This window comes from Mycobacterium sp. SMC-17 (assembly GCF_045310915.1).
Lineage (GTDB): Bacteria > Actinomycetota > Actinomycetes > Mycobacteriales > Mycobacteriaceae > Mycobacterium.
Genome location: NZ_JBJIAK010000009.1, coordinates 1 through 24,940, shown reverse-complemented (window position 1 = coordinate 24,940; position 24,940 = coordinate 1). Strand labels below are relative to the sequence as shown.

General features: G+C 68.8%; 22 protein-coding genes. 15 read left to right on the top strand and 7 right to left on the bottom strand.

Going from position 1 to position 24,940, the window contains the following annotated elements; translation table 11 throughout:
* Positions 1–50: 50 nt before the first annotated feature.
* Entirely contained in the window at positions 51–221 is a 171-nt protein-coding gene (locus ACJH7A_RS08425; protein WP_318986288.1) for a hypothetical protein, read from the bottom strand.
* Between the two features lie 453 nt (positions 222–674).
* Between ACJH7A_RS08425 and ACJH7A_RS08420 the strand changes: the two genes are divergently transcribed.
* From ACJH7A_RS08420 to ACJH7A_RS08390, 7 genes are read left to right on the top strand one after another with little or no spacing between them, the layout of a single operon-like run.
* A complete protein-coding gene (locus ACJH7A_RS08420) occupies positions 675–1,055 on the top strand; it encodes a PPOX class F420-dependent oxidoreductase (protein WP_406775200.1) in 381 nt (126 codons plus the stop codon).
* The gene (purU, locus tag ACJH7A_RS08415) at positions 1,055–1,945 is read left to right on the top strand and encodes a formyltetrahydrofolate deformylase (RefSeq protein ID WP_318986290.1); all 891 of its coding nucleotides are present in this window, start codon (positions 1,055–1,057) and stop codon (positions 1,943–1,945) included. Before ACJH7A_RS08420 ends, purU begins: the two co-directional genes overlap by 1 nt.
* Positions 1,946–1,949: 4 nt before the next feature.
* A complete protein-coding gene (locus tag ACJH7A_RS08410; protein WP_064859104.1) occupies positions 1,950–2,342 on the top strand; it encodes a PPOX class F420-dependent oxidoreductase in 393 nt (130 codons plus the stop codon).
* Positions 2,343–2,376: 34 nt separating this feature from the next.
* Positions 2,377–2,865: an FxsA family protein gene (locus tag ACJH7A_RS08405; RefSeq protein WP_318986291.1), complete on the top strand. Its 489-nt coding sequence runs from the start codon at positions 2,377–2,379 to the stop codon at positions 2,863–2,865.
* A gap of 21 nt (positions 2,866–2,886) precedes the next feature.
* Entirely contained in the window at positions 2,887–4,503 is a 1,617-nt protein-coding gene (locus tag ACJH7A_RS08400) for an amidohydrolase (protein ID WP_406801772.1), read from the top strand.
* Positions 4,496–6,295, top strand: coding sequence for an apolipoprotein N-acyltransferase (gene lnt, locus ACJH7A_RS08395; protein ID WP_406801771.1), 1,800 nt, complete (start codon positions 4,496–4,498; stop codon positions 6,293–6,295). The genes ACJH7A_RS08400 and lnt overlap by 8 nt, the downstream gene beginning before the upstream one ends.
* Positions 6,295–7,056, top strand: a complete 762-nt coding sequence (locus tag ACJH7A_RS08390; RefSeq protein ID WP_020103190.1) for a polyprenol monophosphomannose synthase — start codon at positions 6,295–6,297, stop codon at positions 7,054–7,056. Before lnt ends, ACJH7A_RS08390 begins: the two co-directional genes overlap by 1 nt.
* 74 nt (positions 7,057–7,130) lie before the next feature.
* Here ACJH7A_RS08390 and rbpA read toward each other — a convergent pair whose 3' ends face one another.
* The gene (gene rbpA, locus ACJH7A_RS08385) at positions 7,131–7,466 is read right to left on the bottom strand and encodes an RNA polymerase-binding protein RbpA (RefSeq protein WP_155898818.1); all 336 of its coding nucleotides are present in this window, start codon (positions 7,464–7,466) and stop codon (positions 7,131–7,133) included.
* 128 nt (positions 7,467–7,594) lie between these two features.
* On the opposite strand from rbpA, the gene ACJH7A_RS08380 reads away from it, so the two are divergent.
* The 4 genes from ACJH7A_RS08380 (at position 7,595) to ACJH7A_RS08365 (ending at position 11,176) form a co-directional block, all read left to right on the top strand.
* Positions 7,595–7,921: a hypothetical protein gene (locus tag ACJH7A_RS08380; protein WP_029119937.1), complete on the top strand. Its 327-nt coding sequence runs from the start codon at positions 7,595–7,597 to the stop codon at positions 7,919–7,921.
* Positions 7,922–7,953: 32 nt separating this feature from the next.
* Positions 7,954–8,592, top strand: a complete 639-nt coding sequence (locus tag ACJH7A_RS08375; protein WP_318986294.1) for a DNA-directed RNA polymerase subunit beta — start codon at positions 7,954–7,956, stop codon at positions 8,590–8,592.
* 275 nt (positions 8,593–8,867) lie between these two features.
* On the top strand, positions 8,868–10,328 hold the full coding sequence (locus tag ACJH7A_RS08370; protein WP_406801770.1) for an ATP-binding protein: 1,461 nt from the start codon (positions 8,868–8,870) through the stop codon (positions 10,326–10,328).
* Positions 10,325–11,176, top strand: a complete 852-nt coding sequence (locus tag ACJH7A_RS08365) for a patatin-like phospholipase family protein (protein ID WP_318986296.1) — start codon at positions 10,325–10,327, stop codon at positions 11,174–11,176. The genes ACJH7A_RS08370 and ACJH7A_RS08365 overlap by 4 nt, the downstream gene beginning before the upstream one ends.
* 18 nt (positions 11,177–11,194) lie before the next feature.
* Here ACJH7A_RS08365 and ACJH7A_RS08360 read toward each other — a convergent pair whose 3' ends face one another.
* Positions 11,195–11,938 (bottom strand): hypothetical protein, encoded by a 744-nt coding sequence (locus tag ACJH7A_RS08360; protein ID WP_244872863.1) that lies wholly within the window; start codon positions 11,936–11,938, stop codon positions 11,195–11,197.
* Between the two features lie 36 nt (positions 11,939–11,974).
* Between ACJH7A_RS08360 and ilvA the strand changes: the two genes are divergently transcribed.
* Positions 11,975–13,258, top strand: coding sequence for a threonine ammonia-lyase IlvA (gene ilvA / locus ACJH7A_RS08355; RefSeq protein ID WP_212813916.1), 1,284 nt, complete (start codon positions 11,975–11,977; stop codon positions 13,256–13,258).
* Here ilvA and treZ read toward each other — a convergent pair.
* The 4 genes from treZ to ACJH7A_RS08335 are packed head-to-tail and all read right to left on the bottom strand — an operon-like array spanning position 13,255 to position 21,519.
* Positions 13,255–14,973 (bottom strand): malto-oligosyltrehalose trehalohydrolase, encoded by a 1,719-nt coding sequence (gene treZ / locus ACJH7A_RS08350; RefSeq protein WP_406801769.1) that lies wholly within the window; start codon positions 14,971–14,973, stop codon positions 13,255–13,257. The genes ilvA and treZ overlap by 4 nt on opposite strands.
* The gene (treY, locus tag ACJH7A_RS08345) at positions 14,966–17,224 is read right to left on the bottom strand and encodes a malto-oligosyltrehalose synthase (protein WP_406801768.1); all 2,259 of its coding nucleotides are present in this window, start codon (positions 17,222–17,224) and stop codon (positions 14,966–14,968) included. Before treY ends, treZ begins: the two co-directional genes overlap by 8 nt.
* Positions 17,225–17,229: 5 nt before the next feature.
* Entirely contained in the window at positions 17,230–19,353 is a 2,124-nt protein-coding gene (gene glgX, locus ACJH7A_RS08340; protein WP_406801767.1) for a glycogen debranching protein GlgX, read from the bottom strand.
* 9 nt (positions 19,354–19,362) lie between these two features.
* The gene (locus tag ACJH7A_RS08335) at positions 19,363–21,519 is read right to left on the bottom strand and encodes an acyltransferase family protein (protein ID WP_406801766.1); all 2,157 of its coding nucleotides are present in this window, start codon (positions 21,517–21,519) and stop codon (positions 19,363–19,365) included.
* 112 nt (positions 21,520–21,631) lie between these two features.
* Here ACJH7A_RS08335 and ACJH7A_RS08330 point away from each other — a divergent pair, with 112 nt between their 5' ends.
* From ACJH7A_RS08330 to bioD, 3 genes are read left to right on the top strand one after another with little or no spacing between them, the layout of a single operon-like run.
* On the top strand, positions 21,632–22,924 hold the full coding sequence (locus tag ACJH7A_RS08330; RefSeq protein WP_406801765.1) for an adenosylmethionine--8-amino-7-oxononanoate transaminase: 1,293 nt from the start codon (positions 21,632–21,634) through the stop codon (positions 22,922–22,924).
* 36 nt (positions 22,925–22,960) lie between these two features.
* Complete coding sequence (locus ACJH7A_RS08325) at positions 22,961–24,103, top strand: 8-amino-7-oxononanoate synthase (protein WP_061002348.1); 1,143 nt, start codon at positions 22,961–22,963, stop codon at positions 24,101–24,103.
* Positions 24,100–24,792 carry a dethiobiotin synthase gene (gene bioD / locus ACJH7A_RS08320; protein WP_061002346.1) on the top strand — a complete coding sequence of 231 codons (693 nt, stop codon included), beginning with the start codon at positions 24,100–24,102 and terminating at the stop codon, positions 24,790–24,792. Before ACJH7A_RS08325 ends, bioD begins: the two co-directional genes overlap by 4 nt.
* Positions 24,793–24,940 lie beyond the last annotated feature (148 nt).

Here is a 24,940-nt window from a genome sequence, read left to right as displayed (position 1 = left end):
GTTGTGTGTCAGCGGTCACGTATTCCTCGGTGTGGGGGAAGGCCGGGTGATCACGCAGTCCGCGGCCAGAACTCCTCGAGTCGACGTTCGATGACTGTCCCGGTCGCAAATGCTGCAGCCATGGCGAGGTTCTCGTCGGCGATCTCTTCAGCCCAGTGGGGCGGCCATCCGCCGTCCGTGAGGCTGGTCCGCATTGCGAGGACCAGTTCTTCTCGGGTCATGTCCGCATCCACGACCTGAGCAGTGGTGGTGGCGCGATGTGATGCAAGACCGGCAAAACCCCGGCCGCATCCGCATCCGCCTTCAGGGTCGAGACGGTCACGGTCGCATGGGTCCTGAACCCACACGAGTTCCCCTGGGACGCAGTAGTTGTAATCGTTTCCGCGAACACCTTGAGTAAGGGCTGTCGCTACGAGGATTTTCATTCGGCCGGCCTCCTGATCGGTTTGTACCGGACGCTACGACTGGCCACCGACAAGAGCGGCGATCGACATTGACGCAGTGATCGAACGCAACTGGGTGGCGGAAAATCGGCCGTGGAATCGCCGTGTGGTTGCATTCGGGACTGGCCTAACCCGTGGCCGCGTGTGACAGCTGTGGCCCGCCACGCGTTTCGCAGCCGGCGAGACCATCTCAGAGCGCTGGGCGCACCACGCCGGACTAACCTGATCGCCATGGCCCTCACCTTCGCCGATGTCGCCACCGCGAATTACATCCTGCTGACCACCTTCACCAAGGACGGCCGGCCCAAGCCCACCGCGGTCTGGGCGGTACCGGACGGTGACCGGCTGCTGGTCATCTCCGAGGCCAAGGCCTGGAAGGTGAAGCGCATCCGGAACACCCCGCGCGTGACGGTCGCCAAGTGCGACATGCGCGGCAACCCGAAGAGCGAGGCCGTCGAGGCCACGGCGGCCATCTTGGACAAGTCGCAGCTGGGCGCCGTCTACGACGGCATCGGCAAGCGCTACGGGTTGATCGGCAAGGCCTTCAACTTCTTCTCCAAGCTGCGCGGCGGCATGGAGAACAATGTCGCGCTGGAGCTCCGGGCCGCGTAGTGACTCAATTCCCCGCCGGCGCGCCAAAGCTGCCGCGCCACAAGGACATCGGCCGGCTGCTGCTGAACTGCCCGGACCGTCGCGGCGTCATCGCCGCGGTGTCGACGTTCCTGACCCGCTCGGGCGCCAACATCATCTCGCTGGACCAGCACTCGACGGCTCCGGAAGACGGCGTCTTCCTGCAGCGCACCGTCTTCCATCTGCCTGGGCTGGCCGCCGCCCAGCCCGATCTGGAGCGCGAATTCCAGGCAGTGGCAGACGAATTCGACATGGACTACCGGTTCACCGACGCCTCCAGACCCAAGCGCGTGGCGATCATGGCGTCGACCGCCGACCACTGCCTGCTCGATCTGCTGTGGCGCAACCGCCGCGGCGAACTCGACATGACCGTGGTGATGGTGATCTCCAATCACGCCGACCTCGCCGAGCAGGTCCGGGCGTTCGGGGTGCCGTTCGTGCACATCCCGGCCAGTCGCGATATCCGGGAGCAGGCCGAACAGCGTCAGCTGGAGCTGCTCAAGGGCAACGTCGACCTGGTGGTGCTGGCCCGCTACATGCAGATCATCACGCCCGAGTTCCTCGAGGCCATCGGCTGTCCGCTGATCAACATCCACCATTCCTTCCTGCCGGCGTTCGTCGGCGCCACGCCGTACCGGCGGGCCAAGGAGCGTGGCGTGAAGCTCGTCGGCGCCACCGCGCACTACGTGACCGAGGACCTGGACGAGGGCCCGATCATCGAGCAGGACGTCGTACGCGTCGACCACACGCACAGCGTCGAGGAGTTGGTGCGCCTCGGCGCCGATGTGGAGCGGGCGGTGCTGTCCCGGGCGGTTCTGTGGCACTGCCAGGACCGGATCCTGCGCCACGGCAACGAAACCGTGGTCTTCTAGAGACATGGCTCCGACGTTCGAAGACGTGTACCGCGAGAAGTACCTGCTGCTGACCACCTTCACGAAGGACGGCCGGCCCAAGCCGACACCGGTCTGGGGCGTGCCCCACGAGGGCAAGCTGCTGATCAGCACCGACGACGGCTCGTGGAAGACCAAGCGGATCAAGAACACGCCGCGCGTGACCATCCAGAAGTGCGGCGCGCTGGGGAAGGTCAAGGGCGAACCGGTCGAGGCCATCGCCCGCAACCTGCCGAAGTCCGAGACCAAGCGCGTCTTCGACATGGTGACCAGGCGCTACTGGTGGCACGCCTGGTGGTGGATTCCGCAGGCCATCATCCGCGGCGGTGTGGAAAAGGTGCACGCGGCCATCGAGGTCGAGCCGCTTCCCGGCGGCTAGGAACCAATTCCGGCGTTCCGGCGTTGTCCAGGGCATGGCGATGCGACTATTTCTGGTTTATGCCTTGGTCGAGGTCGCGGTGCTGGCAGCCCTGGCCTCGACCATCGGTGTGGCTTGGACGTTGCTGGCGCTGTTGGCCACTTTTGCTGCCGGCCTGGCCATCGCCGGTACGCAGATCACCCGGCATTTCAGCAGGCTGTCCGAGGCGCTGAGCGCGCGATCGGCCGACCCGACGCTGGCCACCGACAGCCTGCTGGTCGCTCTCGGCACGGTTCTGGTCGTCGTCCCCGGGCTCGCCAGCTCGGTGCTCGGGGCACTCATGCTGGTGCCGTTCACCCGGCGCGCCGTGCGGCCGGTCGCGAACGCCGTGTTCGGCCGTCGGCTCACGCCGATGGACTTCCCGACCCAGGTGATCTACATCAACCACGATGAGCGCTACCGCGGCCGCGGCGAGTACATCGACGGCGAAGTGATCGAGGTCATCGACAGCTCACCGGTCGCTGTGCACCGGCACGCCGGCTGAACGGACTAACCTGTCACCTTCGTGACCACCTTTGCGACGACGCTGCTGCTGGGCGGTCGTATTCACAGCCCCGCGGCGCCCGACGCCACCGCCATCGCGATCCGTGACGGCGTGGTGGCCTGGCTCGGTTCCGACGACGTCGGCCGGGCGCTGCATCCGGACGCCACCGTCGTCGATCTCGAGGGCGCGTTCGTGGCGCCCGCGTTCGTCGACAGCCACGTGCACCTGACCGCCACGGGACTCACCGTGGTCGGGCTCGACCTGCGGACCGCGACGTCGCTGCCGCATCTGCTGACCTTGCTGGCAGAACACGCCGCGGACCACCCGGACGGCGTCATCTGGGGCCACGGCTGGGACGAATCCGGGTGGCCCGAGCGCGTCACCCCGACCACCGCGGACCTCGACGGCGTGCTCGGCGCGCGACCCGCCTACCTGGCCCGGGTCGACGTGCACTCGGCCGTCGCGACCACCGGCCTGCGGCAGCTGGTGCCCGGCCTCGCCGACACCGCGGGCTTCTCCGCGCAGGGACCGCTGACGGCCGACGCCCACCACCGCGTCCGGGCCGCGGCCCGTGACCTGCTCAGCGCGGCACAACGCCGCGACGCCCAGCGCGCCGCGCTCGACCTCGCCGCCCGCAACGGCATCGTCGCGGTGCACGAGTGCGCGGGCCCCGAGATCGGCGGTCTCGACGACTGGGCCGACCTGCGCGCCACCGAACACGGCGTCGACATCGTCGGCTACTGGGGCGAGGCCGTCGCCGACGCGGCCGCGGCCCGCGACCTGATGGCCGCCACCGGTGCCCACGGTCTGGCCGGTGACCTCTTCATCGACGGTGCGCTGGGCTCGCGCACCGCCTGGCTGCAGCAGCCCTACACCGATGCACCCGGCTGCTGCGGCAACACCTACCTGGACACCGACGCCGTCACCGCACATCTGCTGGCCTGCACCGAGGCCGGCATCACCGCGGGCTTCCACGTCATCGGTGACGCCGCGGTCGCAACCGTCGTCGAGGCCCTCGACCGGACCGTGGCGGCGTTCGGGGCGCCTGCGGTCGCGCGCTGTGGACACCGGCTGGAGCACCTCGAGATGGTGGACGCCGAACAAGCGCGCAAGCTCGGTTCCTGGGGCGTCGTCGCCAGCATGCAGCCCAATTTCGACGCGCTGTGGGGCGGCGCCGACGGCATGTACGCCCAGCGTCTCGGTGTCGATCGAGCACAGGGTTTGAACCCGTTTGCGCTGTTAGCATCGCAAGGCGTGCCCCTCGCCTTCGGTTCGGACAGTCCTGTCACCAGCATCAATCCGTGGGAATCGGTGCGCGCGGCCATCAGCCACCGCACGGCGGGCAGTGCCATCTCGGCACGGTCGGCGTTCCTGGCGGCCAGCCGCGGCGCCTGGCGGGCCGCCGGCGTCCGCGACGGGCTGACGGGGACGCTGGTGCCCGGTGCCGTCGCGTCGTACGCCGTGTGGCAGGTGCCCGGCGGCGCCGACGCCCTCGACGTCACCGCACCGGCCGACGCCGTGCAGCGCTGGTCCACCGATCCACGGTCGCGGGTACCGGCGCTACCGCCGCTCGGACCCGACGACGAGCTGCCGACCTGCCTGCAGACCGTCCACCGCGGTGAGCTGATCCATGGCTGAGAGCATGGAAGGCACAGCAGAGAGCGAAGGCGCCGAAGACACCGAGGCGCCCCGGGAAACCGCGGCGGAGCCCGAGACCCCCGCAGAACCGGAGCCGGCGCACGGCCCGGGACGCGGCGCGCGCATCGTCACCGGCGTGAGGCGGTTCTTCGAGCCCCGATTGATCCGGCTCGCCGCGGCCGTCGTGGCCGGTCTGTTGCTGTGCGCGAGCTTCCCGCCGTTCGATCTCTGGTACCTGTCGTTCGTCGCACTGGCATTGCTGGCCTGGGTTCTGATCGACGAACGCACCACGCCCGCAGGCGGTTTCGGCTACGCCATGCTGGCCGGCCTGGTGTTCTACGTGCTGCTGCTGCCGTGGATCAGCAACTTCGTCGGCCCGGTGCCATGGCTGATGCTGTCGGCGCTGGAGGCGTTCTTCACCGGGGTGTTCGGCCTGACCGCGGTCATCGTGCGGCGCCTGCCGGCCTGGCCGCTGTGGTTCGCCGCGCTGTGGGTGGCGGCCGAATGGCTCAAGTCGACGGTGCCGTTCGGCGGCTTCCCGTGGGGCGTCGTGGCCTTCGGCCAGACCGACAGCCCGCTGCTGCCGCTCGCGCAGCTGGGCGGTGCGCCGCTCGTGTCGTTCGCGGTGGCGCTCATCGGTTTCAGTGCGACGGCCATCGTGCTCGAGGCGGTCAGGCACTGGCGTCACGATCACCGCACGGGTGCCGCGGCGCCGCCGGAGGTCTTCATCCCGGGCATTTGCATCGCCGTGGTCCTGCTGCTCACCGTGCTGGCCTGGCCGCACGTCCGCAAGGCCGGCGCCGGCGCGGGTGATGATCCGGCGATCAACGTCGCCGCCGTCCAGGGCAACGTGCCGCGTCTCGGCCTGGACTTCAACGCCCAGCGCCGCGCGGTGCTCGACAACCACGTGCGCGAAACCAAGCAGCTGGCCGAGGACGTCCGCGCCGGCCGCGCGCCGCAACCGACGGCGGTGATCTGGCCGGAGAACTCGTCGGACATCGACCCGCTGGTCAACGCCGACGCCGCGGAACTGATCTCGGCGGCGTCCGCGGCCATCCACGCCCCGATCCTGGTGGGCACCGTGCTGGCGGCGCCGGAGTACACCCCGGAGCACCCGGTGACCACCAACTCGGTGATCGTGTGGAACGGGACCGACGGGCCGGGGGAGCGCCACGACAAGGCCATCGTCCAGCCGTTCGGCGAGTATCTGCCGTGGCGCAGCTTCTTCCGGCTGCTGTCGCCGTACGCCGATCGGGCCGGCTACTTCGTACCGGGCCACGGCACCGGCGTCGTCACCGCCGCGGGCGTGCCGATCGGGGTGACGACGTGCTGGGAGGTCATCTTCGACCGTGCCGCCCGGCAGTCGGTCCTGGGCGGCGCGCAGTTGCTGGCAGTGCCCGCCAACAACGCGACGTTCGACGAACCGATGAGCGTGCAGCAGCTGGCGTTCGCCCGGCTGCGGGCCGTCGAACACGACCGCTACGTCGTCGTCGCGGGCACCACGGGCATCAGTGCGGTCGTCGCGCCCAACGGCCGGGTCCTCGAGCGCACGGAGTTCTTCCAGCCCGGTTACCTGGACCGGCAGGTGCGGTTGAAGACCGATCTCACGCTCGCCACGAGATGGGGACCGGTCATCAACAGTGTGCTCATCGGGGTCGGCGTTTCGGCTCTTGTGGCAGCCATGTTGCACAATAGGAAGCTCGTGCGCCGCCGCCAGGCGGCTGCGGAACGTCAGGACGGCAGTGCGGCCGGGTCTGATGCCGACACCGACACCGAGAGCGAACAGGGGTAATGACCATGGGCGACGACCGTCCGAGTCAGCGCACGCTGGTCATCATTCCGACCTACAACGAGCGCGAGAACCTGCCGTTGATCGTCGGCCGGGTGCATGCCGCCCGTCCGGACGTCCACGTGCTCGTCGTCGACGACGACAGCCCCGACGGCACCGGTCAGCTGGCCGACGAGCTGGCGCTGGCCGATCCCGACCGCGTGCATGTCATGCACCGCGCGGGCAAGGGCGGGCTGGGCGCCGCGTACCTCGCCGGATTCGCGTGGGGTCTGGGCCGCGGCTACAGCGTGCTGGTCGAGATGGACGCCGACGGCAGCCATGCGCCCGAGGAGCTGTACCGCCTGCTGGACGCCGTCGATGCCGGCGCCGATCTGGCCATCGGCTCGCGCTACGTCCCGGGCGGCGCCATCCGCAACTGGCCGCATCGCCGGCTCGTCCTGTCGCGCACCGCGAACACCTACGCCCGGGTGCTGCTGGGCGTCAAGATCCACGACATCACGGCCGGTTACCGTGCCTACCGGCACGACGTGCTTGAGAAGATCGGCCTCGACGACGTCGATTCGAAGGGCTACTGCTTCCAGATCGACCTGACGTGGCGCGCCATCAACGCGGGCTTCACTGTCGTCGAGGTGCCCATCACGTTCACCGAGCGCGAACTGGGTGTGTCGAAGATGAGCGGGTCGAACATCCGCGAGGCCATGTCGCAGGTGGCGAAGTGGGGTATCCGCGGCCGGCTGGACCGGGCCCGCGGCGTCGTCCGCTAGTCACGCAGACAAAGCCGCTAGTCACACAGACAAAGAAAGCCCCGCCTCACGGCGGGGCTTTTCTGTTGGCGCGATCAGCCGCGGCGGCGGGTCTTGATCAGCTCCAGGCGCTCCTTGAGCAGCTCTTCGAGCTCCTCGATGGAACGACGCTCGAGCAGCATGTCCCAGTGGGTACGCGGCGGCTTGACCTTCTTGGGCTCAGGAACGTCACCCTCGATCAGGGTGCCTTCCATGCCGTTCTTGCACGCCCAGGTGCCGGGGATCTCCGCGTCGTCGGCGAACGGAACTTCGAATTCCTCGCCGTTGTCGGTGCGGTAGCGGGCCACCTGCCGCGGTGCCAGGTCATGGTTGCGGTCGGTCTCGTAGCTCACAGCTCCGAGGCGACTGCCTCGCAGGACACGATCAGCCATCGAAAATCACTCCCTTGGTATAGCGACAGGGAATCAACGCAGGCCAGCGCCGTGAAGTTCCCGACTCGATTGTCCATGATACCGGGGTTCGGCCGCCCGCCGGATACAGTCACGATCGTGAGGCGGACATGAAGCGCTCGAAGGCCCAGCCGTGCCGGTGGTGTGGCCGGGAGGTGGCCGACGCGGGCATGGGCCGTCGTCGCCAGTACTGCCGTCAGTCGTGCCGGCAGCGGGCCTACGAGCAGCGGGCGATGGTCAAGGGCACCAACCTGGCCGAGGACTCGGTGGTGCTCAGTGCAGAGGAAGCGGCGGCGCTCTCCGACCGCGTTTATCAGGTACGGTGTGCGGCCGAGGACGTTGCGACCGCAGTTGCCGAAGGCGCCGGACCCACGGAATTGAAAGAGCTGTGTGAGGTGCTGCTGCAGGCCGCCAAAGACGCCGACGGATGGCGCTGACGGCGCGCACCGCGGCGGGAAAGAAATAGTGCATGACTGACGACCGTCGGCGGGTACACAAGCCGACCAAGTTCCTGGGCCGCGGCTTCGAGGCGTTCCACGACGTCGAGGATCCCGTCCAGGACAGTCGCGTCGCCCACGAGACCGCGGCGGCGCTGCTGGAACGTGTGCGCAGCTATCCGGACCCTGACGTGGTCTCCCGGCTCGTGGCGTACACCGATGAGCACGGCATCGAGACCATCGCCGAGTTGTGGGCGGGTGCCGGGGCACGCAGCCTGCCCGGTGCGCTGTGGCGCGTCTATCTGCTGCGGCTGTCGATCCGCACCGACCCCTACTCGGCCAGCCTGATGTTCGGCCGCGGCACGGAGGTGCTGCATTCGATCGACCCCGTGGTCGCGGGTGCGGAGACGCCCGTCGGGCCGACCGAGATCCGTGAGCTCGCCGACCGGATCCTGCGCGGCGTCTTCGAGGGTGATTTCGCCGTGGCGCTGGAGCGCGCGGCAGCCTATTGCCGCGTCAGTGCGGCCGGCTGCACGAGCCTGGCCGAGGACGCGACGACGACGGCGCCGGAGCGCGCCGCAGAGCTGACCGACCGCGCGGTGACGTTCACCCGGATCGCCAACGAGCTGCATGCCGCAGCCGGTTTGTGGCGCACCGATTCGCTGGATTGACGCTGTCGCCGACACTGTCGGCCGAAGGCGCTGGAGAAGTTAAAGCCAGACCGCAGAACGCCTCTCGGCGGTAGGCCGCTCGTGGCGGCGAAATTTGGGGCCCGGGGTTACTGCGGCCTGGCGCTGTTCACTCTAGCGGATGTTCCGGTGGGGTGAGCAATTCCGTGACGGGCGCCACGGGGCGTCGACGCCTCCGGTGCGGGACCGCGAATGACGCAGATGGGATTGACCCGAATGACCGCGGCACATCGGCCCGGCGGGCTTAGTGTGTCGGCGTGACAGACGTCGGTGATGACCTGCAGCAGTGCCTACCCGAGGAGCTGAAGGCACTGTTCCTTTTCGAGTCGTTGTCGGACGAGCAGTTGGCGCAGCTCTGTCGCGCCGGTCATGTCGAGGTCTTCGGCCCGGGCCCGGTCATCACCGAAGGTGACCCCGTCACGCCGCTGCGGGTCCTGATCGACGGCGAGTTGGTGCTCTCGAAGCGCGCCGGCGACCGGGAACTGGAGATCGACCGAACGTCGCAGCCCGGCGTCTACTTCGGTGCCCGGTCGGCGTTCAGCCCCGTCGGGCACGGCCGGAACCGGTTCTCGGTGCGGGCCACCCGGCGGACGCGCTTCTTCGTCATGCCCGCCGACGAATTCGGCGATTTCGTCAAGACCCAGTTTCCGATGGCTGTTCATCTCATCGATGGACTGGCGGAGACCGCGGAGAAGCAGCACCGCGTCGCCGACGAACGGGACCGGATGCTGGCGCTCGGACAGCTGTCGGCCGGACTGACGCACGAACTCAACAACCCGGTGGCGGCCGTCGTCCGCGCCGCAACCGACCTGCGCAGCCGGCTGGATGCTCTCCTGGTGCCCCTGATGAACGGCGAATTCGGCAGCGCGGCAACGGCTTTCCTGGTCGGTGCGCAGACCGACGTGATCGCGAAGGTCGCTGCTGTGTCGGCCCGGCCGCTGTCGGCGATGCAGGCCAGCGACCTCGAGGACGAGGTCGGGGACTGGTTGTCCAGCCAGGGCATAACGGACGCCTGGGACATGGCGCCGACGTTCGTCGAGGCCGGACTGGATTGCGACTGGCTCGAACAGCTGGTGCCGGCCGGCCAACGACCGGACTGGTTGCCGCGTGCGGTGGCGTGGCTGCGGCACCGGGTCGAAACCGAACTGTTGACGCATCAGATTCATGAGGCGGCCCAACGGATTTCCGGCCTGGTCGCCGACGTCAAGCAGTACACCCAGCTGAACAGCGCGCCGTTCCAGTTCGCCGACGTCGACGCGCTTCTGACCAGTACCCTGCGGATGTTCGCCGGGCGGATCGGCGCGGGCACAGCGGTCGAGGTGATCACGGACTTCGGCCCGTCGATACCCGAATTGCTCTGCTATCCAGCCGAACTCAATCAGGTGTGGACGCACCTCATCGAGAACGCCATCGCCGCCATGCGGCCGGCCGGCTCGGGCAGACTCACGGTGCGCAGCCGATTCGAGGACGATGCGGTCCGGATTGAGATCAGTGACACCGGCAGCGGGATTCCGGCCGACATCCGCGGGCGCATTTTCGACCCGTTCTTCACCACGAAACCGCTCGGCGAAGGGACCGGCCTGGGCCTGCACCTGGCCCGGCAGATCGTCGTCGACCGGCACCGCGGGGAGCTGTTCGTGGCCTCACAACCGGGCGACACCACGTTCGTCGTGCGGCTTCCGTTACGACCCGCGCCGGAGGACGGAGAGGGACCATGACGACGGCGTTCGTGCTGTCCGGCGGTGGCAGCCTGGGGTCCATCCAGGTCGGCATGCTGCTGGGGCTCGCCGAGGCCGGCATCAAGCCGGATCTGATCGTCGGCACCTCCGTCGGTGCCCTCAACGGCGGCTGGATCGCCGGGCGGTCCGACCACGACGGTGCCCTGGCGCTGGCCGACCTCTGGCGGACGCTGTCGCGCCGCAAAGTGTTCCCGACCAGCCCGAGTATGGGACTGCTGGGGTTCCTCGGGCGCCGGCCGCATCTGGTCTCCGACATCGGGATCCGCACCCTGCTGCGGCAGAATCTGCGGTTCCGCCGGCTGCAGGACGCGCCGACGCCGCTGCACGTGGTGGCCACCGACGTGCTCTCCGGGCAGGACGTCCTCCTGTCGTCGGGCGACGCCGTAGACGCGATCGTCGCCAGCGCCGCCATCCCGGCGGTCCTGCCGCCGGTGCGGATCGGCGGACGCGATCTGGTCGACGGTGGCGTGGTGAACAACACACCGCTGTCCTATGCGGTGGAACTGGGCGCGACCGAGGTGTGGGTGCTGCCGACGGGTTACTCGTGCGCCATGCCACAACCGCCCCGGGCGGCGCTGGCGATGGCGATGCACGCGTTCACGCTGGCGATCAACCGGCGGCTGGCGACGGACGTCGAGCGGTTCGAGGCATTGGTCGAACTGCATGTGGTGCCGCCGTTGTGTCCGGTGCGGGTGTCGCCGATCGACTTCTCCCGCTCGGGTGAACTCATCGAACGGTCGCTCGAGTCGACGCGACGCTGGTTGCCGACCACCCGCCCCGAGGTGGGGCAGGCCGAGCTGCTGGAACCGCACCGCGACTGCGGCTGAATCCGGCGTACCGGGGCCCTACTTCAGCACGTTGACCGCACGCGCGATGACGAGCGCGGTCGTCGAGATCGAGACCAGCGACTGCAGCGTCATCATCATCTTGGCCCACCGGGACAGCGGCATGGTGTCTGTGGGCGAGAACGCCACGACGTTGGTGTAGCTGACGTACAGGTAGTCGACAAATGTTGGGCGCCAACCGGGTTCGGCGTTCTGCGGATCGCTCATCTGGGGGAACTGGAAGTCCGGGTACGGGTCGTCGCCGGACCGCCGGGCGAACGGCCCACCGCGGTCCAGCTCCCAGAACCAGATGCCGAACACGATGACGTTGGTGATGAAGATCGCCGCGCCGCTGCCCAGCAACAGCCCGGCATTGTTGGAGACCTGACCGGACAGGATGTGGACGTCGAGGACGATCGCCGACGTCGTGTTGTCGGCGGTGATGGCCGCCGTCAGCAGCCACATCGCCCACTTGCCGACGGTGGTCTCCCGGGACATCCGCACCGGGTTGATGATCAGCAGCACGACCACGAGCAGGAGTTCCAGGCCGATCAGCGGCCAGCGGGGCACCACGGTGTACTGCTCGGGGACGGACCATTGCAGCAGGACCGCGCCGAGGATGGCGGCGATCACCGGTAGCCGGTTCTCGGGCGCGCCGGGCCGCAGCCAGGACGGCACGTGGTGTTCCGCGCTGCTCGTCAGGCGGTGGGTGCGCTCGACGAATGTCCTGACCGCCGGCGGCAAGGGTTCTGGAGTGGGGTCCATGCGCTCAGTTTTGCACCGAGATGACACCATTAGACGGTGTCTGCCGAGCTGAGCCAGGGAACCCACAGGACGTCGCCGCTTGCCGCGGCCGACATCGATGCGGCTGCCCGGCGAATTTCCTCGGTGGTCACCCGCACCCCGCTGCAGTACAGCGATCGGCTGTCGGCGCTGACCGGCGCCCAGGTGTACCTCAAGCGTGAGGACCTGCAGGCGGTGCGCTCGTACAAACTGCGGGGTGCCTACAACCTGCTGATGCAGCTCTCCGACGAGGAGAAGGCCGCCGGCGTGGTGTGCTCGTCGGCGGGCAACCACGCCCAGGGTTTCGCGCTGGCCTGCCGCTCGATGGGTGTGCACGGCCGCGTCTACGTCCCGGCCAAGACCCCCAAACAGAAGCGGGACCGCATCCGCTACCACGGCGGTGACTTCATCGAGCTGATCGTCGGCGGCGCCACCTACGACCTGGCCGCCGAGGCCGCGCTCGAGGACGTCGCCCGGACGGGGGCCACGCTGGTCCCGCCGTACGACGACCTGCGCACCATGGCCGGGCAGGGCACCATCGCCGTCGAGATCCTCGAGCAGCTGGACGGCGAGCCCGACCTGGTGATCGTGCCGGTCGGCGGCGGCGGCTGCATCAGCGGCATCACCACCTACCTGACCGCGCACACCAAGGCGACCGCCGTGCTCGGCGCCGAGCCCGCCGGTGCGGCGTCGATGATCGCGGCGCTGGCCAAGGGCGAGCCGGTCACGCTGGAGCACGTCGACCAGTTCGTCGACGGCGCGGCGGTGGCGCGGGCCGGGGAGCTGACCTACGCGGCGCTCGCCGCGGCCGGCGACATGGTGTCGGTGACGACCGTCGACGAAGGCGCGGTGTGCACCGCGATGCTCGACCTGTACCAGAACGAGGGCATCATCGCCGAGCCCGCGGGCGCGCTGTCCGTGGCGGCGTTGATGGAGAACGGCGTCGAGGCCGGCTCGACGGTCGTGTGCCTGATCTCCGGTGGCAACAACGACGTCTCGCGCTACGGCGAGGTGCTCGAGCGGTCACTGGTGCACCTGGGTCTCAAGCACTACTTCCTGGTGGACTTCCCGCAGGAGCCCGGCGCGCTGCGGCGGTTCCTGGACGAGGTGCTCGGGCCCAACGACGACATCACCCTGTTCGAATACGTCAAGCGCAACAACCGGGAGACCGGCGCGGCGCTCGTCGGCATCGAACTCGGGTCGGCCGCCAACTTCGACGGACTGCTCGAGCGGATGCACAATTCGGGCATCCACGTGGAGCCGTTGGAGCCGGGGTCACCGGCTTACCGTTACCTGACCTAGGGGCGTCGACGGAGGACCGCGAAGCTGTGGCCGGGCAGTGTCGTGGCGGTTGTCCCGATCTGAGGCTCGGCCGAGGACAGGACCGACTCACCGGTGATGGGTACGGCGACGGGCTGTTCGCCGAGGTTGCACGCCACGGCGAACGCACCGCGGTGCATGACGATCCAGCGGTCGGCCTCGTCGAACTCGACGCGCAGGTGGTCCAGCCACGGGTCGGCGAAGTCGGGTTCGGTGCGCCGCAACGTGATCAGGTCGCGGTAGAGCTGCAGCAGGCGGGCGTGCTCGCCAGTGCCGACCTCGTCCCAGTCGAGTTTGGAACGCTGGAACGTCGCCGGATCCTGCGGATCGGGGATGTCGTCGGCGGCCCAGCCGTGATCGGCGAACTCGGCCTTGCGGCCCTCGGCCGTCGCGCGCGCGAGTTCGGGTTCGGGATGTGAACTGAAGAACTGGAACGGTGTCGACGCGCCCCACTCCTCGCCCATGAAAAGCATTGCCGTATAGGGCGATCCGAGGACCAGCGCGGCCTTGATCGCCAGCTGCCCGAAGTCGAGGTTCTGCGACGGGCGGTCACCGATCGCCCGGTTGCCCACCTGGTCGTGCGTGCAGGTGTAGGCCAGCAGCCGGGTGGCCGGAATGCTCGTGGTGTCCAGGGCCCGGCCGTGGCGCCGGCGCCGGAACGACGAGTAGGTGCCGGCGTGGAAGAAGCCGCGGGCCAGGGTGGTGGCGAGCGTCTGCATGGATCCGAAGTCGGCGTAGTAGCCCTGTCGTTCTCCGGACACCGCGGTGTGGATGGCGTGGTGGATGTCGTCGTCCCACTGAGCGGCGAGTCCGTAGCCGCCCTGGTCCCGCGGGGTGATCAGCCGCGGGTCGTTGAGGTCGCTTTCGGCGATCAGTGCCAGTGGGCGGCCGAGTTCGGTTGCCAGCGCATCGGTTTCGGCGGCCAGCTCTTCCAGCAGGTGAACGGCTGTGGTGTCGACCAGCGCGTGTACCGCATCCAGCCGCAGGCCGTCGATGCCGAAGTCCCGCATCCAGCGCAGGGCGCAGTCGATGATGTACCGGCGCACCGGATCGGAGTCGGCGGCGGCGATGTTGATCGCCTCGCCCCACGGCGTCCGGCCCACGGTCAGGTACGGCCCGAACTTGGGTAGGTAATTCCCCGATGGGCCGAGGTGATTGAACACCGCGTCGAGCAGCACGCCCAGGCCCCGCTGGTGGCAGGCGTCGACGAAGCGCACGAGACCCGAAGGGCCGCCGTAGGGTTCGTGCACGGCGTACCACAGCACGCCGTCGTAGCCCCAGCCGTGGCTGCCGCTGAAGGCGTTGACCGGCATGAGTTCGACGAAGTCCACGCCGAGGCCGACGAGGTGGTCCAGCCGTTCAATGGCGGCCTCGAACGTGCCGGCCGGGGTGAACGTGCCGACGTGCAGTTCGTAGATCACCGTGCCGTCGATGGTGCGGCCGGGCCAGGGGGCCGGCGGCGCGGACGTCCACAGCTGTGAAAGTCCGTGTACGCCATCGGGTTGCCGCGGCGAGCGGGGGTCGGGCAGCGGTTCGGAGTCGTCGACGACGAAGCCGTACCGGGCGTCGGCCGGCACGTCGACGGTGACGCGCCACCACCCGTCGTCGGAGCGGGTCATGGGGTAGCGGGCCCCGTCGACGTCGAGAGTCACGTTGTCGGGCGTAGGCGCCCAGACCGAGAATTCGTGGTCAGCCACGGGCTTTCTCCAGAAGTGCGCCCGGCAGTTCGGCGAACAGTGCGTCGGCGGTGACGGTGCCCGACCAGGTGCGGCCGGTCAGCCGGTCGGTCCACTCGCCGGCGGGCAGTGCGAGAGTGGTTTCGGCGCAATCGGATTCGTTGAGCTTCAGTGTCCAGCGGGGGACGACAACCAGGACATCGGTACCCCGCTGGAACGCGATCACGTGGTCGGCGGCGGGACCGTCGGCGGTGACGGGCGTGTACTCGCCCGACAGGTACGTCGCCGGCCGCTCCCGGCGTGACCGCAACGCTGCCGCGACCACCCGAATCTTGGGGTGGCTCAAGGCCGTCAGTTCCGTCTGCCGGCGTGCGAAATCCACCGGACGACGATTGTCGGGGTCCACCAGGCTGTCGTCGAACAGTTCCGTGCCTTGGTAGACGTCGGGGATACCCGGCACAGTCAGGGCCAGCAGCTTCTGGGCCACGGCATCGCAACGCGCGGCCTCATCGAGCTGTCGGACCAGCGCGGTCACCTCATTGGCCACCGGTCCGTCGAGCAGGGCGTCGATCCAGTCGCGCACGGCCCCTTCGAACTCGTGGTCCGGCTGCTCCCAATCGGTATGCAGCTCGGCCTCCCGGATGGCCTTCTCGGCGTAGGCGTGCAGTCGCTCCCGGACGGTGTCGTCGACGTCGCCGGACACCGGCCACACGCCGATGATGTTCTGCCACAGGAACAATCCGGTGCCCTCGTCGGGCGGTAGGCACACCGTGTTCCAGCGGCGGACGCGCCGCGCCCATCGGTCGGCGCACTGCGACAGCACCGTGATGCGGGCCCGCACATCCTCACTGCGCTTGGTGTCATGCGTCGACAGCGTCACCATCGTGGCCGGCCAGTCCCGTCGGCGCGCGGCGGCCCGCTGGTGAAATTCGGCCGTGCTCATCCCGAACCGTTCGGGGGTGCCCCCGACCTCGTTGAGCGACACGAACCGGGCGTCGCGGTAGAACTGGGTGTCCTCGACGGCCTTGGCGGTCACCGCGCCGCACAGCTGCTGCAGTCGCGCGGCAGGCTCGGGCTGCTGCAGTGCCGTGATAACCAGCTGTAGAGCAGGTGCCAGTTCCGGTGCTGCGCCGGTGGTTTCGCTGATGGCCTCGGGCAGCACCGCGGACAACACCCGGTAGTCGGTGCGATACACGCCGACGCGGCTGACCACTTGGGCGATGGCGGTCGGTAGCGCGGGATCGTCGGTCCCGGTCACCCGAACGATCGCGCGACACAGCCGGGACAGCTCACTGGCCAGGGTCTCGGTGGCGACCTTGACCTTCAATTCCCGGACGTCGCAGCAGGTCTCGCGAGCCAGCTCCGTCAGCACATCGGCGCCGTCCGGGTCGACGAACAGCCCGCCGATCTCCCGCAACACGTCATAACCGGTGGTACCGCCGATGGGCAGGCTGGGTTCCAGCGGCTCGTCGGCGGCGAGGATCTTCTCGGCGACGATCCACGCGTCGGGTCCGGTCAGCTCGCGTAGCCGACTGAGATAGCCCGCGGGATCGGTCAATCCGTCGATGTGGTCGACGCGCAGTCCGTCGACCAGGCCTTCACGGAACCAGCGGCCGATCTCGGCGTGGCTGGCGTCGAACACGTCCGGGTCCTCCTGGCGCACCGCGGCCAGCGAGGTGATCGAGAAGAACCGCCGGTAGCCGCAGAAACCGGACTGCCAGCCCGTCAACCGATACGCCTGCCGGGCGTAGACCTCGGCGGCCGTGCCCGCGCCGGTGCCGGGCCGGATCGGCCAGGACCGGTCACCCAGCCGGAGCACGTCACCGTCGACGGCGAGGTCGTCGACGTCGGCGTCGGAACCCAGCACCGGCAACACGATTCGGCCGTCGGGGTCCAGGTCCCAGTCGATATCGAAGTATGCGGAGAACCGAGACGAACGACCGTGCGCCAGGACGTCCCACCACCACGGGTTCTGCTCGGGCCGTTCGACGCCCACGTGGTTGGGCACGATGTCGACGACGAGCCCCATGCCGCGCGCGCGTGCCGCCGCGGAGAGCCGGGCGAAGCCCTCGGGCCCACCGAGCTCCGCCGAGATGGCCGTCGGGTCGGTGACGTCGTAGCCGTGCGTCGACCCGGCGACGGCGGTCAGCACCGGTGACAGATAGAGATGCGAGACGCCGAGATCGTCGAGATAGGGCAGCAGGGCCAGCGCGTCGTCGAAAGTCATGCCGTCGCTGCGCATTTGCAGTCGGTATGTCGATGAAACAGGCACGGCGTTCACGCCGTCTTACGCAACACCAGCAGCGAGCGGGCCTGTAGCGAGATCGTCGCGCCGGCCTCGGCCACCAGTTCGGTGTGACCGTGCGGATCCGCGGTATCCAGGGCCGCCGCCCAGCTCGCGCCGTAGTCCTCTCCCGGCATCACGAAATCGAGGGCCTCGTCGTGGGCGTTGAAGCACAGCAGGAACGAGTCGTCGGTGACCCGCTCACCGCGGGCGTTGGGTTCGGGTATCGCATCGCCGTTGAGGAACACCGAGATGCTCTTGCCGAAGCCGGAATCCCAGTCCTCCAGCGTCATTTCCTCGCCGGCCGGGGTCAGCCACGCGATGTCGCGCACCTGCCCGGTGCTGCGCACCGGTTGACCGGCCAGGAACCGGCGGCGCCGGAAGACGGGATGCTTGCGCCGGAACGCCACCACGGTGCGGGTGAATTCCAGGAGCGCGGCGTTGGTCTCGCACATCGTCCAGTCCATCCACGACAGCGGGTTGTCCTGGCAGTAGACGTTGTTGTTGCCCTGCTGGGTGCGCCCGATCTCATCGCCGTGACTGATCATCGGGGTGCCCTGCGACAGCATCAGTGTCGCGAAGATGTTGCGGCGCTGGCGTTCCCGGAGCTCGAGGATCTCGGGGTCGTCGGTCGGGCCCTCGACGCCGCAGTTCCAGGACCGGTTGTGACTCTCGCCGTCCCGGTTGTCTTCGCCGTTGGCCTCGTTGTGCTTCTCGTTGTAGGACACCAGATCGGTCAGCGTGAAGCCGTCGTGGCAGGTGACGAAGTTGATGCTCGCGCTCGGCCGGCGGCCGGTCGCCTCGTACAGATCCGAGGAACCGGTCAGCCGCGAGGCGAACTCGCCGAGGGTCGCGGGCTCGCCCCGCCAGTAGTCGCGCACAGTGTCGCGGTATTTCCCGTTCCATTCGGTCCACAAACCTGGGAAGTTGCCGACCTGGTAGCCACCCTCGCCGACATCCCACGGCTCGGCGATCAGCTTCACCTGGCTGATCACCGGATCCTGTTGCACCAGATCGAAAAACGCCGACAGCCGGTCCACGTCGTAGAACTCGCGGGCCAGGGTCGAGGCGAGGTCGAAGCGGAAGCCGTCGACGTGCATCTCCAGCACCCAGTACCGCAGCGAATCCATGATGAGCTGCAGCGTGTGGGGATGGCGGGCATTGAGGCTGTTGCCGGTGCCGGTGAAATCCTTGTAGAGCGACGGGTCGTCGTCATCGAGGCGGTAGTAGGCGGCGTTGTCGATGCCGCGGAAGTTCAGCGTCGGGCCGAGGTGATTGCCCTCGGCGGTGTGGTTGTAGACCACGTCCAGGATGACTTCGATGCCCGCTTCGTGGAACGACTTCACCATGGTCTTGAACTCGGCGACCGCGCTGCCGGCGTGCTGGTTCCACGAGTACTGGTAGTGCGGCGCGAAGAAGCCGAACGTGTTGTAGCCCCAGTAGTTTCGTAGGCCCAGGTCCAGCAGCCGGTGGTCGTGCAGGAACTGGTGCACCGGCATCAGCTCGATGGCGGTGACACCGAGGGAATTCAGGTGCTCGATGATCGCGGGGTGGGCGAGCCCGGCGTAGGTGCCGCGCAGTTCCTCCGGGATGGCCGGGTGCGTCTGCGTCATGCCTTTGACGTGGGCCTCGTAGATCACCGTCTCGTGATACGGTGTCCGCGGTAGCCGGTCGTTGTCCCAATTGAAGAATGGGTTGATCACCACGCTCGTCATGGTGTGCCCCAGCGAATCGATGCCGGGTGGCTCGCCGGTGGCCGACGGCGCCGCCATGTCGTAGGAGTACAGCGCCTGGCCGAAGTCGAAATCGCCGTGGAACGACTTGCCGTAGGGGTCGAGCAGCAGCTTGCTCGGATCGCAGCGGTGTCCGTGGGCCGGGTCCCACGGCCCGTACACCCGGAATCCGTAGCGCTGCCCGGGCGTCACGGCCGGCAGGTAGCAATGCCACACGTAGCTGTCGACCTCATCGAGGTTGACGCGTTCCTCCGTGCCGTCCTTCGCGATCAGGCACAGCTCGACGCGCTCGGCGACTTCGGAGAACAGCGAGAAATTCGTGCCGGACCCGTCGTAGGTCGCACCGAGGGGATAGGCGCTACCCGGCCAGACGCCAACAACCATGAAGGCAGCTCACCACCAGCCGGTGGCAGCCCCGACCTGGCGGCCGAGCTCGGCGGTCATGGTGCGCATGTACGTGGCGGACAGATGATGAGAGTCGTGATACAGCAACACATTTCCCTCCACAGCGCGGCAGATGTCAGGGCGGCACACCGCGTCACTCATGTCGAGCGGTTTCAGCAGTGGGAACTGCGCGACGAAATCGAGGGTCGGGTTGTGGTCGGACAGTACCTCGGAGCGGGCGATACCGCATGACGTCGAATTGCCGCCGCTGGCAAGGCAGTCCGCCGGGAAGAACGGCTTACCGTCCCGCACCAGCCACGGGGTGTCGCGCATGGCGAGGATCGGGATGTTCGCATCCGACAGGCGCTGCCAGATTCCGATGTACGTGCCCGGCATGACGTCACCGGACTTGATGTTCCAGGGCCGCGTGGAGGTGGTGAAGACGAAACTCGGGTGGTCGGCCACGAGCTTCGGCATGACCAGCTCGTTCCACTCGTAGCACTTCGGGTACGGCCGGTTGTCGCCCATCACCAGCGGGTTCTGCTCGGTCGACAGTGGGCAACCCATCTTCAGATAGGTGACCACCTTGAAGTGGTAGCGCTTGCCGAGCAGGTCCAGCGCGGTGATCCAGTGCTCGGCATGCGAACCGCCGGCGAGCGCCACGGTGCGGGTCGCGGCGACGTCGCCGTAGGAGCAGTTGCGGATGGACAGGTCGTCGAAGTCCGCGATACAGCTGTCGGCCGTCGTGGCCGGTACGTCGTCCTTGGCTTCGAGCACGGTCGGGCGGAAGGGCAGCTTCGGCACCTTGAGGTGCCGCAGCAGCGACCGCGCGCCCGGGTAGTCGACCGGGTTGAGCGTGGCGAGCTCCTTGCCGTTGGCCCGCTCGATGTTCATGTGCTCGCGCCAGGTGAATGCGGTGGCGGTGAGCGCCACGCCCAGCACGGCGACGAGCGTCCCCAACACGGCGGTGGGACGCCGCAGCCCGGCCAGTCCGGCGGAACTTGCCGTCGTCGACGGCCGGCGTAGCGGGTTCTCGACGTAGCGGGTGGTGAGCCAGGCCAGCACCCCGGAGACGAGCAGCACGATGGTGCCGTCGACGAAATGGGCCCGGCTGTGGCCGCTGTAGGCCAGCCAGAAGATCAGCAGCGGCCAGTGCCACAGGTACAGCGAATACGCCATGGTGCCGAGCGACAGGAACGGGCCCGTGGCCAGGAGCCGGTTCGGCGCGGGCAGCCGCTCGGTGTGATTTGCGGCACTGAGGATGAACAGCATGGTCGCGCCGACCGGAACCAGCGCCCAGGGGCCGGGGAATTCGCGGACACCGTCGAGCAACGCGCCGCACGACAGGATGGCCGCCAGTGCGACCATCGACACCACGTTGCGCAGCCACATCGGCCACCGGACCGACGGCACCAGCGCGCCGACGAGCGCGCCGAGCAGCAACTCCCAGGCGCGGGCGAAGCTGTCGTAGTAGGCGCTGACCTGGTCGGCCTGGTGCGCGAAGATCGCGTAGCCGAACGACGCGACGGTCAGCACGCTGAGCAGCGCGATGAACGCCGGCCGTAGCCGGTCGCCGAGCCGGCGCCGGAACAGATATGCGAAGCCGAAGATCAGCGCGAGGAACGCGACATAGAACTGGCCCTGCACCGACATCGACCAGAGGTGCTGCAGGGGGCTGACGGATTCGCCGGCCCGCAGATAGTTCGAGGCGGTCTCGGCCAGCTCCCAGTTCTGGTAGTAGCCGAGGCTGGCCAGGCTCTGGTCGGCGAACGTCTCCCAGCGCGTTTCGGGCTGGATCACGATGGTCAGCACGGCGCCGGCGGCCAGGACGACGATCAGGGCGGGCAGCAGGCGACGGACCAGCCGGCGCAGTTGCGGTCCGGGGGACAGCGGCGCGTCGGGCGTCAGCGCGATGCGCAGAAGTTTGCCGCCGAAGAAGAAACCGGACAGCGCCAGGAAGACGTCGACACCACCGGAAACGCGGCCGAACCAGACGTGAAAGGCGGCGACCATGGCGATGGCGATGCCGCGCAGACCGTCCAGGTCGTGGCGGTAGAACCCGCTGGGCGCGTTGCCCGCAGCGGAGTCCGCACCGCTGTCGGTGACGTGCACGGCGTTGCCCGACCCGGGCTGCGACGCCGGCCGCGGTGCTGCAAGAGTCGTCATGGTCGGATGTCAATCTACCCAAGATCCAGGTCTGGTTCATGTAACGGCGAGTCGCCCGCCCGCTGAGTAGGCCGGTTTCGACGTGCCTGCGGGGCGATTAGGCTCGGTCCTCGTGCCAGCGCTGAACCCTGCCGAAATCTCGGCGATCGACACCGCCCACATCTGGCACCCGTACAGCACCATCGGCGCCGAGGCTTTGCCGGCGGTGGTTGCCACCGAGGCGCACGGCATCATGCTGACCCTCATCCACGAAGGTCGCCCGGTCCAGGTCATCGACGCGATGAGCTCGTGGTGGACGGCGGTGCACGGGCACGGGCACCCCGTGCTCGACGCCGCGATCACGCGGCAGCTGAGCCGGATGAACCACGTGATGTTCGGCGGCCTCACGCATGAGCCCGCGGCGCGGCTGGCGCAGCTGCTCGTCGAAATCACCCCGGCCGGTCTCGACACGGTGTTCTTCTCGGACTCGGGCTCGGTGTCCGTCGAGGTCGCCGCGAAGATGGCGCTGCAGTACCAGCGCAGCCTCGGCCGTCCCGGCCGGCACAAGCTGATGACGTGGCGGGGCGGGTACCACGGCGACACCTTCACCCCGATGAGCGTCTGCGACCCCGACGGCGGCATGCACTCCATCTGGACCGATGTCCTGATGCCGCAGATCTTCGCGCCGCGGGTACCCACCGAATTCGACCCCGCCTATGTCGAGGCCTTCGAGGCCCAGCTCGCTGCGCACGTCGACGAGCTCGCCGCCGTCATCGTCGAGCCGGTGGTCCAGGGCGCCGGTGGCATGCGGTTCCACGACCCGCGCTACCTCACGGCGCTGCGCGACATCTGCACGCGGCACGGCGTGCTGCTGATCTTCGACGAGATCGCGACCGGTTTCGGGCGCACCGGGGAGCTGTTCGCCGCGGATCACGCCGGCGTCAGCCCCGACATCATGTGCGTCGGCAAGGCGCTGACCGGTGGCTATGTCACGCTGGCGGCGACGCTGTGCACAGGGGAGATCGCGCGGGTGATCAGCTCCGGCGAGCCGGGCGCACTGATGCACGGGCCGACGTTCATGGCCAACGCGCTGGCGTGCGCGGTGTCGGTGGCAGCCGTCGAGCTGCTGCTGGGACAGGACTGGAAGGCCCGGGTCGCGGAGATCTCGGAGGGGCTGCGGCGAGGTCTCGCGCCGGCGGCCGAATTGCCGTCGGTCGCCGATGTGCGCGTGCTGGGCGCCATCGGCGTGGTCGAGATGCGCGAACCGGTGAACATGGCACTCGCCACGGTCACCGCGATCGAGCACGGCGTGTGGCTGCGGCCCTTCGGCAAGCTGCTGTACGTGATGCCGCCCTTCATCTGCACACCCGCCGAGATCGACCAGGTCACCTCTGCTGTGGTCGCCGTTGCCCGTGCGTTAACCTGAACACCGTTCAATAGCACTGGAGTCAGGAGCGCGCCGATGACCGAGCACTCGCCGCTGGCCTGGCTCGCCGATGTCGAACGCCGGCGCCGGGCCGAGGGGCTGCGCCGGTCGCTGCGGGTCCGGCCCGCGGTGGCCACCGAACTGGACCTGGCGTCCAACGACTATCTCGGCCTGACGCAGCATCCCGACGTCATCGCAGGCGGCGTGACGGCGCTGCACACCTGGGGTGCGGGCTCCGGCGGATCGCGGCTGGTGACCGGCAACACCGAATTGCACGAGGACTTCGAGGCCGAGCTGGCCGAATTCATGGGTGCCGAGTCGGCGCTGGTGTTCTCGTCCGGTTACACCGCCAACATCGCCGCGGTGGCGGCGCTGTCGGGCCCCGGTTCTCTGGTCGTCTCCGACGCCTACAGCCACGCGTCGCTGGTGGACGCCTGTCGGCTGTCCCGGGCGCGGGTGGTGGTATCCCCGCACAACGACGTCGGCGCCGTCGAGACCGCGCTGATCAGCCGGTCCGAGGAGCGCGCCGTCGTGATCACCGATTCGGTGTTCTCCACCGACGGCGCCCTCGCCCCGCTGCGCGCCCTGCACGAGGTGTGCCGCCGGCACGGTGCGCTGCTGATCGTCGACGAGGCCCACGGCCTCGGCGTCCGCGGCACCGGTGGCCGTGGCCTGGTGCACGAGGTGGGTCTGGCCGGTGCCCCCGACATCGTGGTGACGACGACGCTGTCCAAGTCGCTCGGCAGCCAGGGCGGCGCGGTGCTCGGCCCGGCCGCAGTACGGGCCCACCTGATCGACGCCGCGCGCACCTTCATCTTCGACACCGGGCTGGCCCCGGCGGCCGTCGGCGCCGCGCAAGCCGCGCTGCAGGTCCTCATCGCCGAGCCGTGGCGGGCACAGGCCGTGCTTACCCACGCCGCGACGCTGGCCCGGTTCGGCGGCGCCGTCGATACGCCTGATTCCGCCGTCGTGTCGGTGATCCTGGGCGACCCCGAGGTCGCGCTGGCCGCCGCGTCGGCCTGCCTGGACCGCGGCGTTCGGGTCGGCTGTTTCCGCCCGCCGTCGGTGCCGGCCGGCACCTCGCGGCTGCGCCTGACCGCGCGCGCGTCGCTCGACGATGCCGAGCTCGACCTGGCCGGGCGGGTGCTCGGCGAGGTGCTCGCGCTGGTGCAGTCGTGACGGTGCTCCTGGTCGCCGGTACCGATACCGGAGTCGGCAAGACCATCGGCACCGCGGCGCTGGCCAGTGCCGCCCGCCAGGCCGGGCTGGACGTGACGGTCTGTAAACCGGTGCAGACCGGCATCGCGCCCGCGGCCGGGCACGGCGACGACGATCTCGCCGAGGTGGCGCGGCTGGCCGACATCACCTCGCTCGTGCCGGGCTGGCGCTACCCCGAACCGCTGGCGCCCCTCGCGGCGGCCGAGTTGGCCGGTCTTACGCTGCCGGCGCGCGACGAGCTCGTCGCTCTGGTCCGGAACGTCGATCGGCCCCGTCAGCTGACGCTCGTCGAGGGTGCCGGGGGACTGCTCGTCCAACTCGGCGCCGACGGCACGACGCTGCGCGACCTGGCCGTCGAGCTCGGGGCCGCGGTCCTGGTCGTCGTCGCACCGGGCCTCGGCACTCTCAACCACACGGGCCTGACCGTCGAGTCGCTGGCCGCGCACGGCATCGCCTGCGCCGGACTGGTGATCGGCAGCTGGCCGCACGAACCGGGGCTCGCGGAAACCTCCAATCGGAGTGCGCTCGCGGACATCGCTCCGGTGCGCGCCGTGCTGCCCGACGGCGCGGGCCGGTTGTCGCCCGCGGAGTTCGCTGCCGTCAGTGCGAAAGCATTTGATCCGCAATGGGTTTCGAGCCTGGTCGGCTGACATGGTGCACTCGGTCGAGCTGTTGTTCGACCTCGACACCGAGGCCGTGATCAGGCGCGCCTGGGATGACCTTAGCCTCGATCCACCGATGAACTGACTGTTTGGTCGGGTGTCGTAACGAGGAAAGTGCCTTCTGAGCTGGGATGAT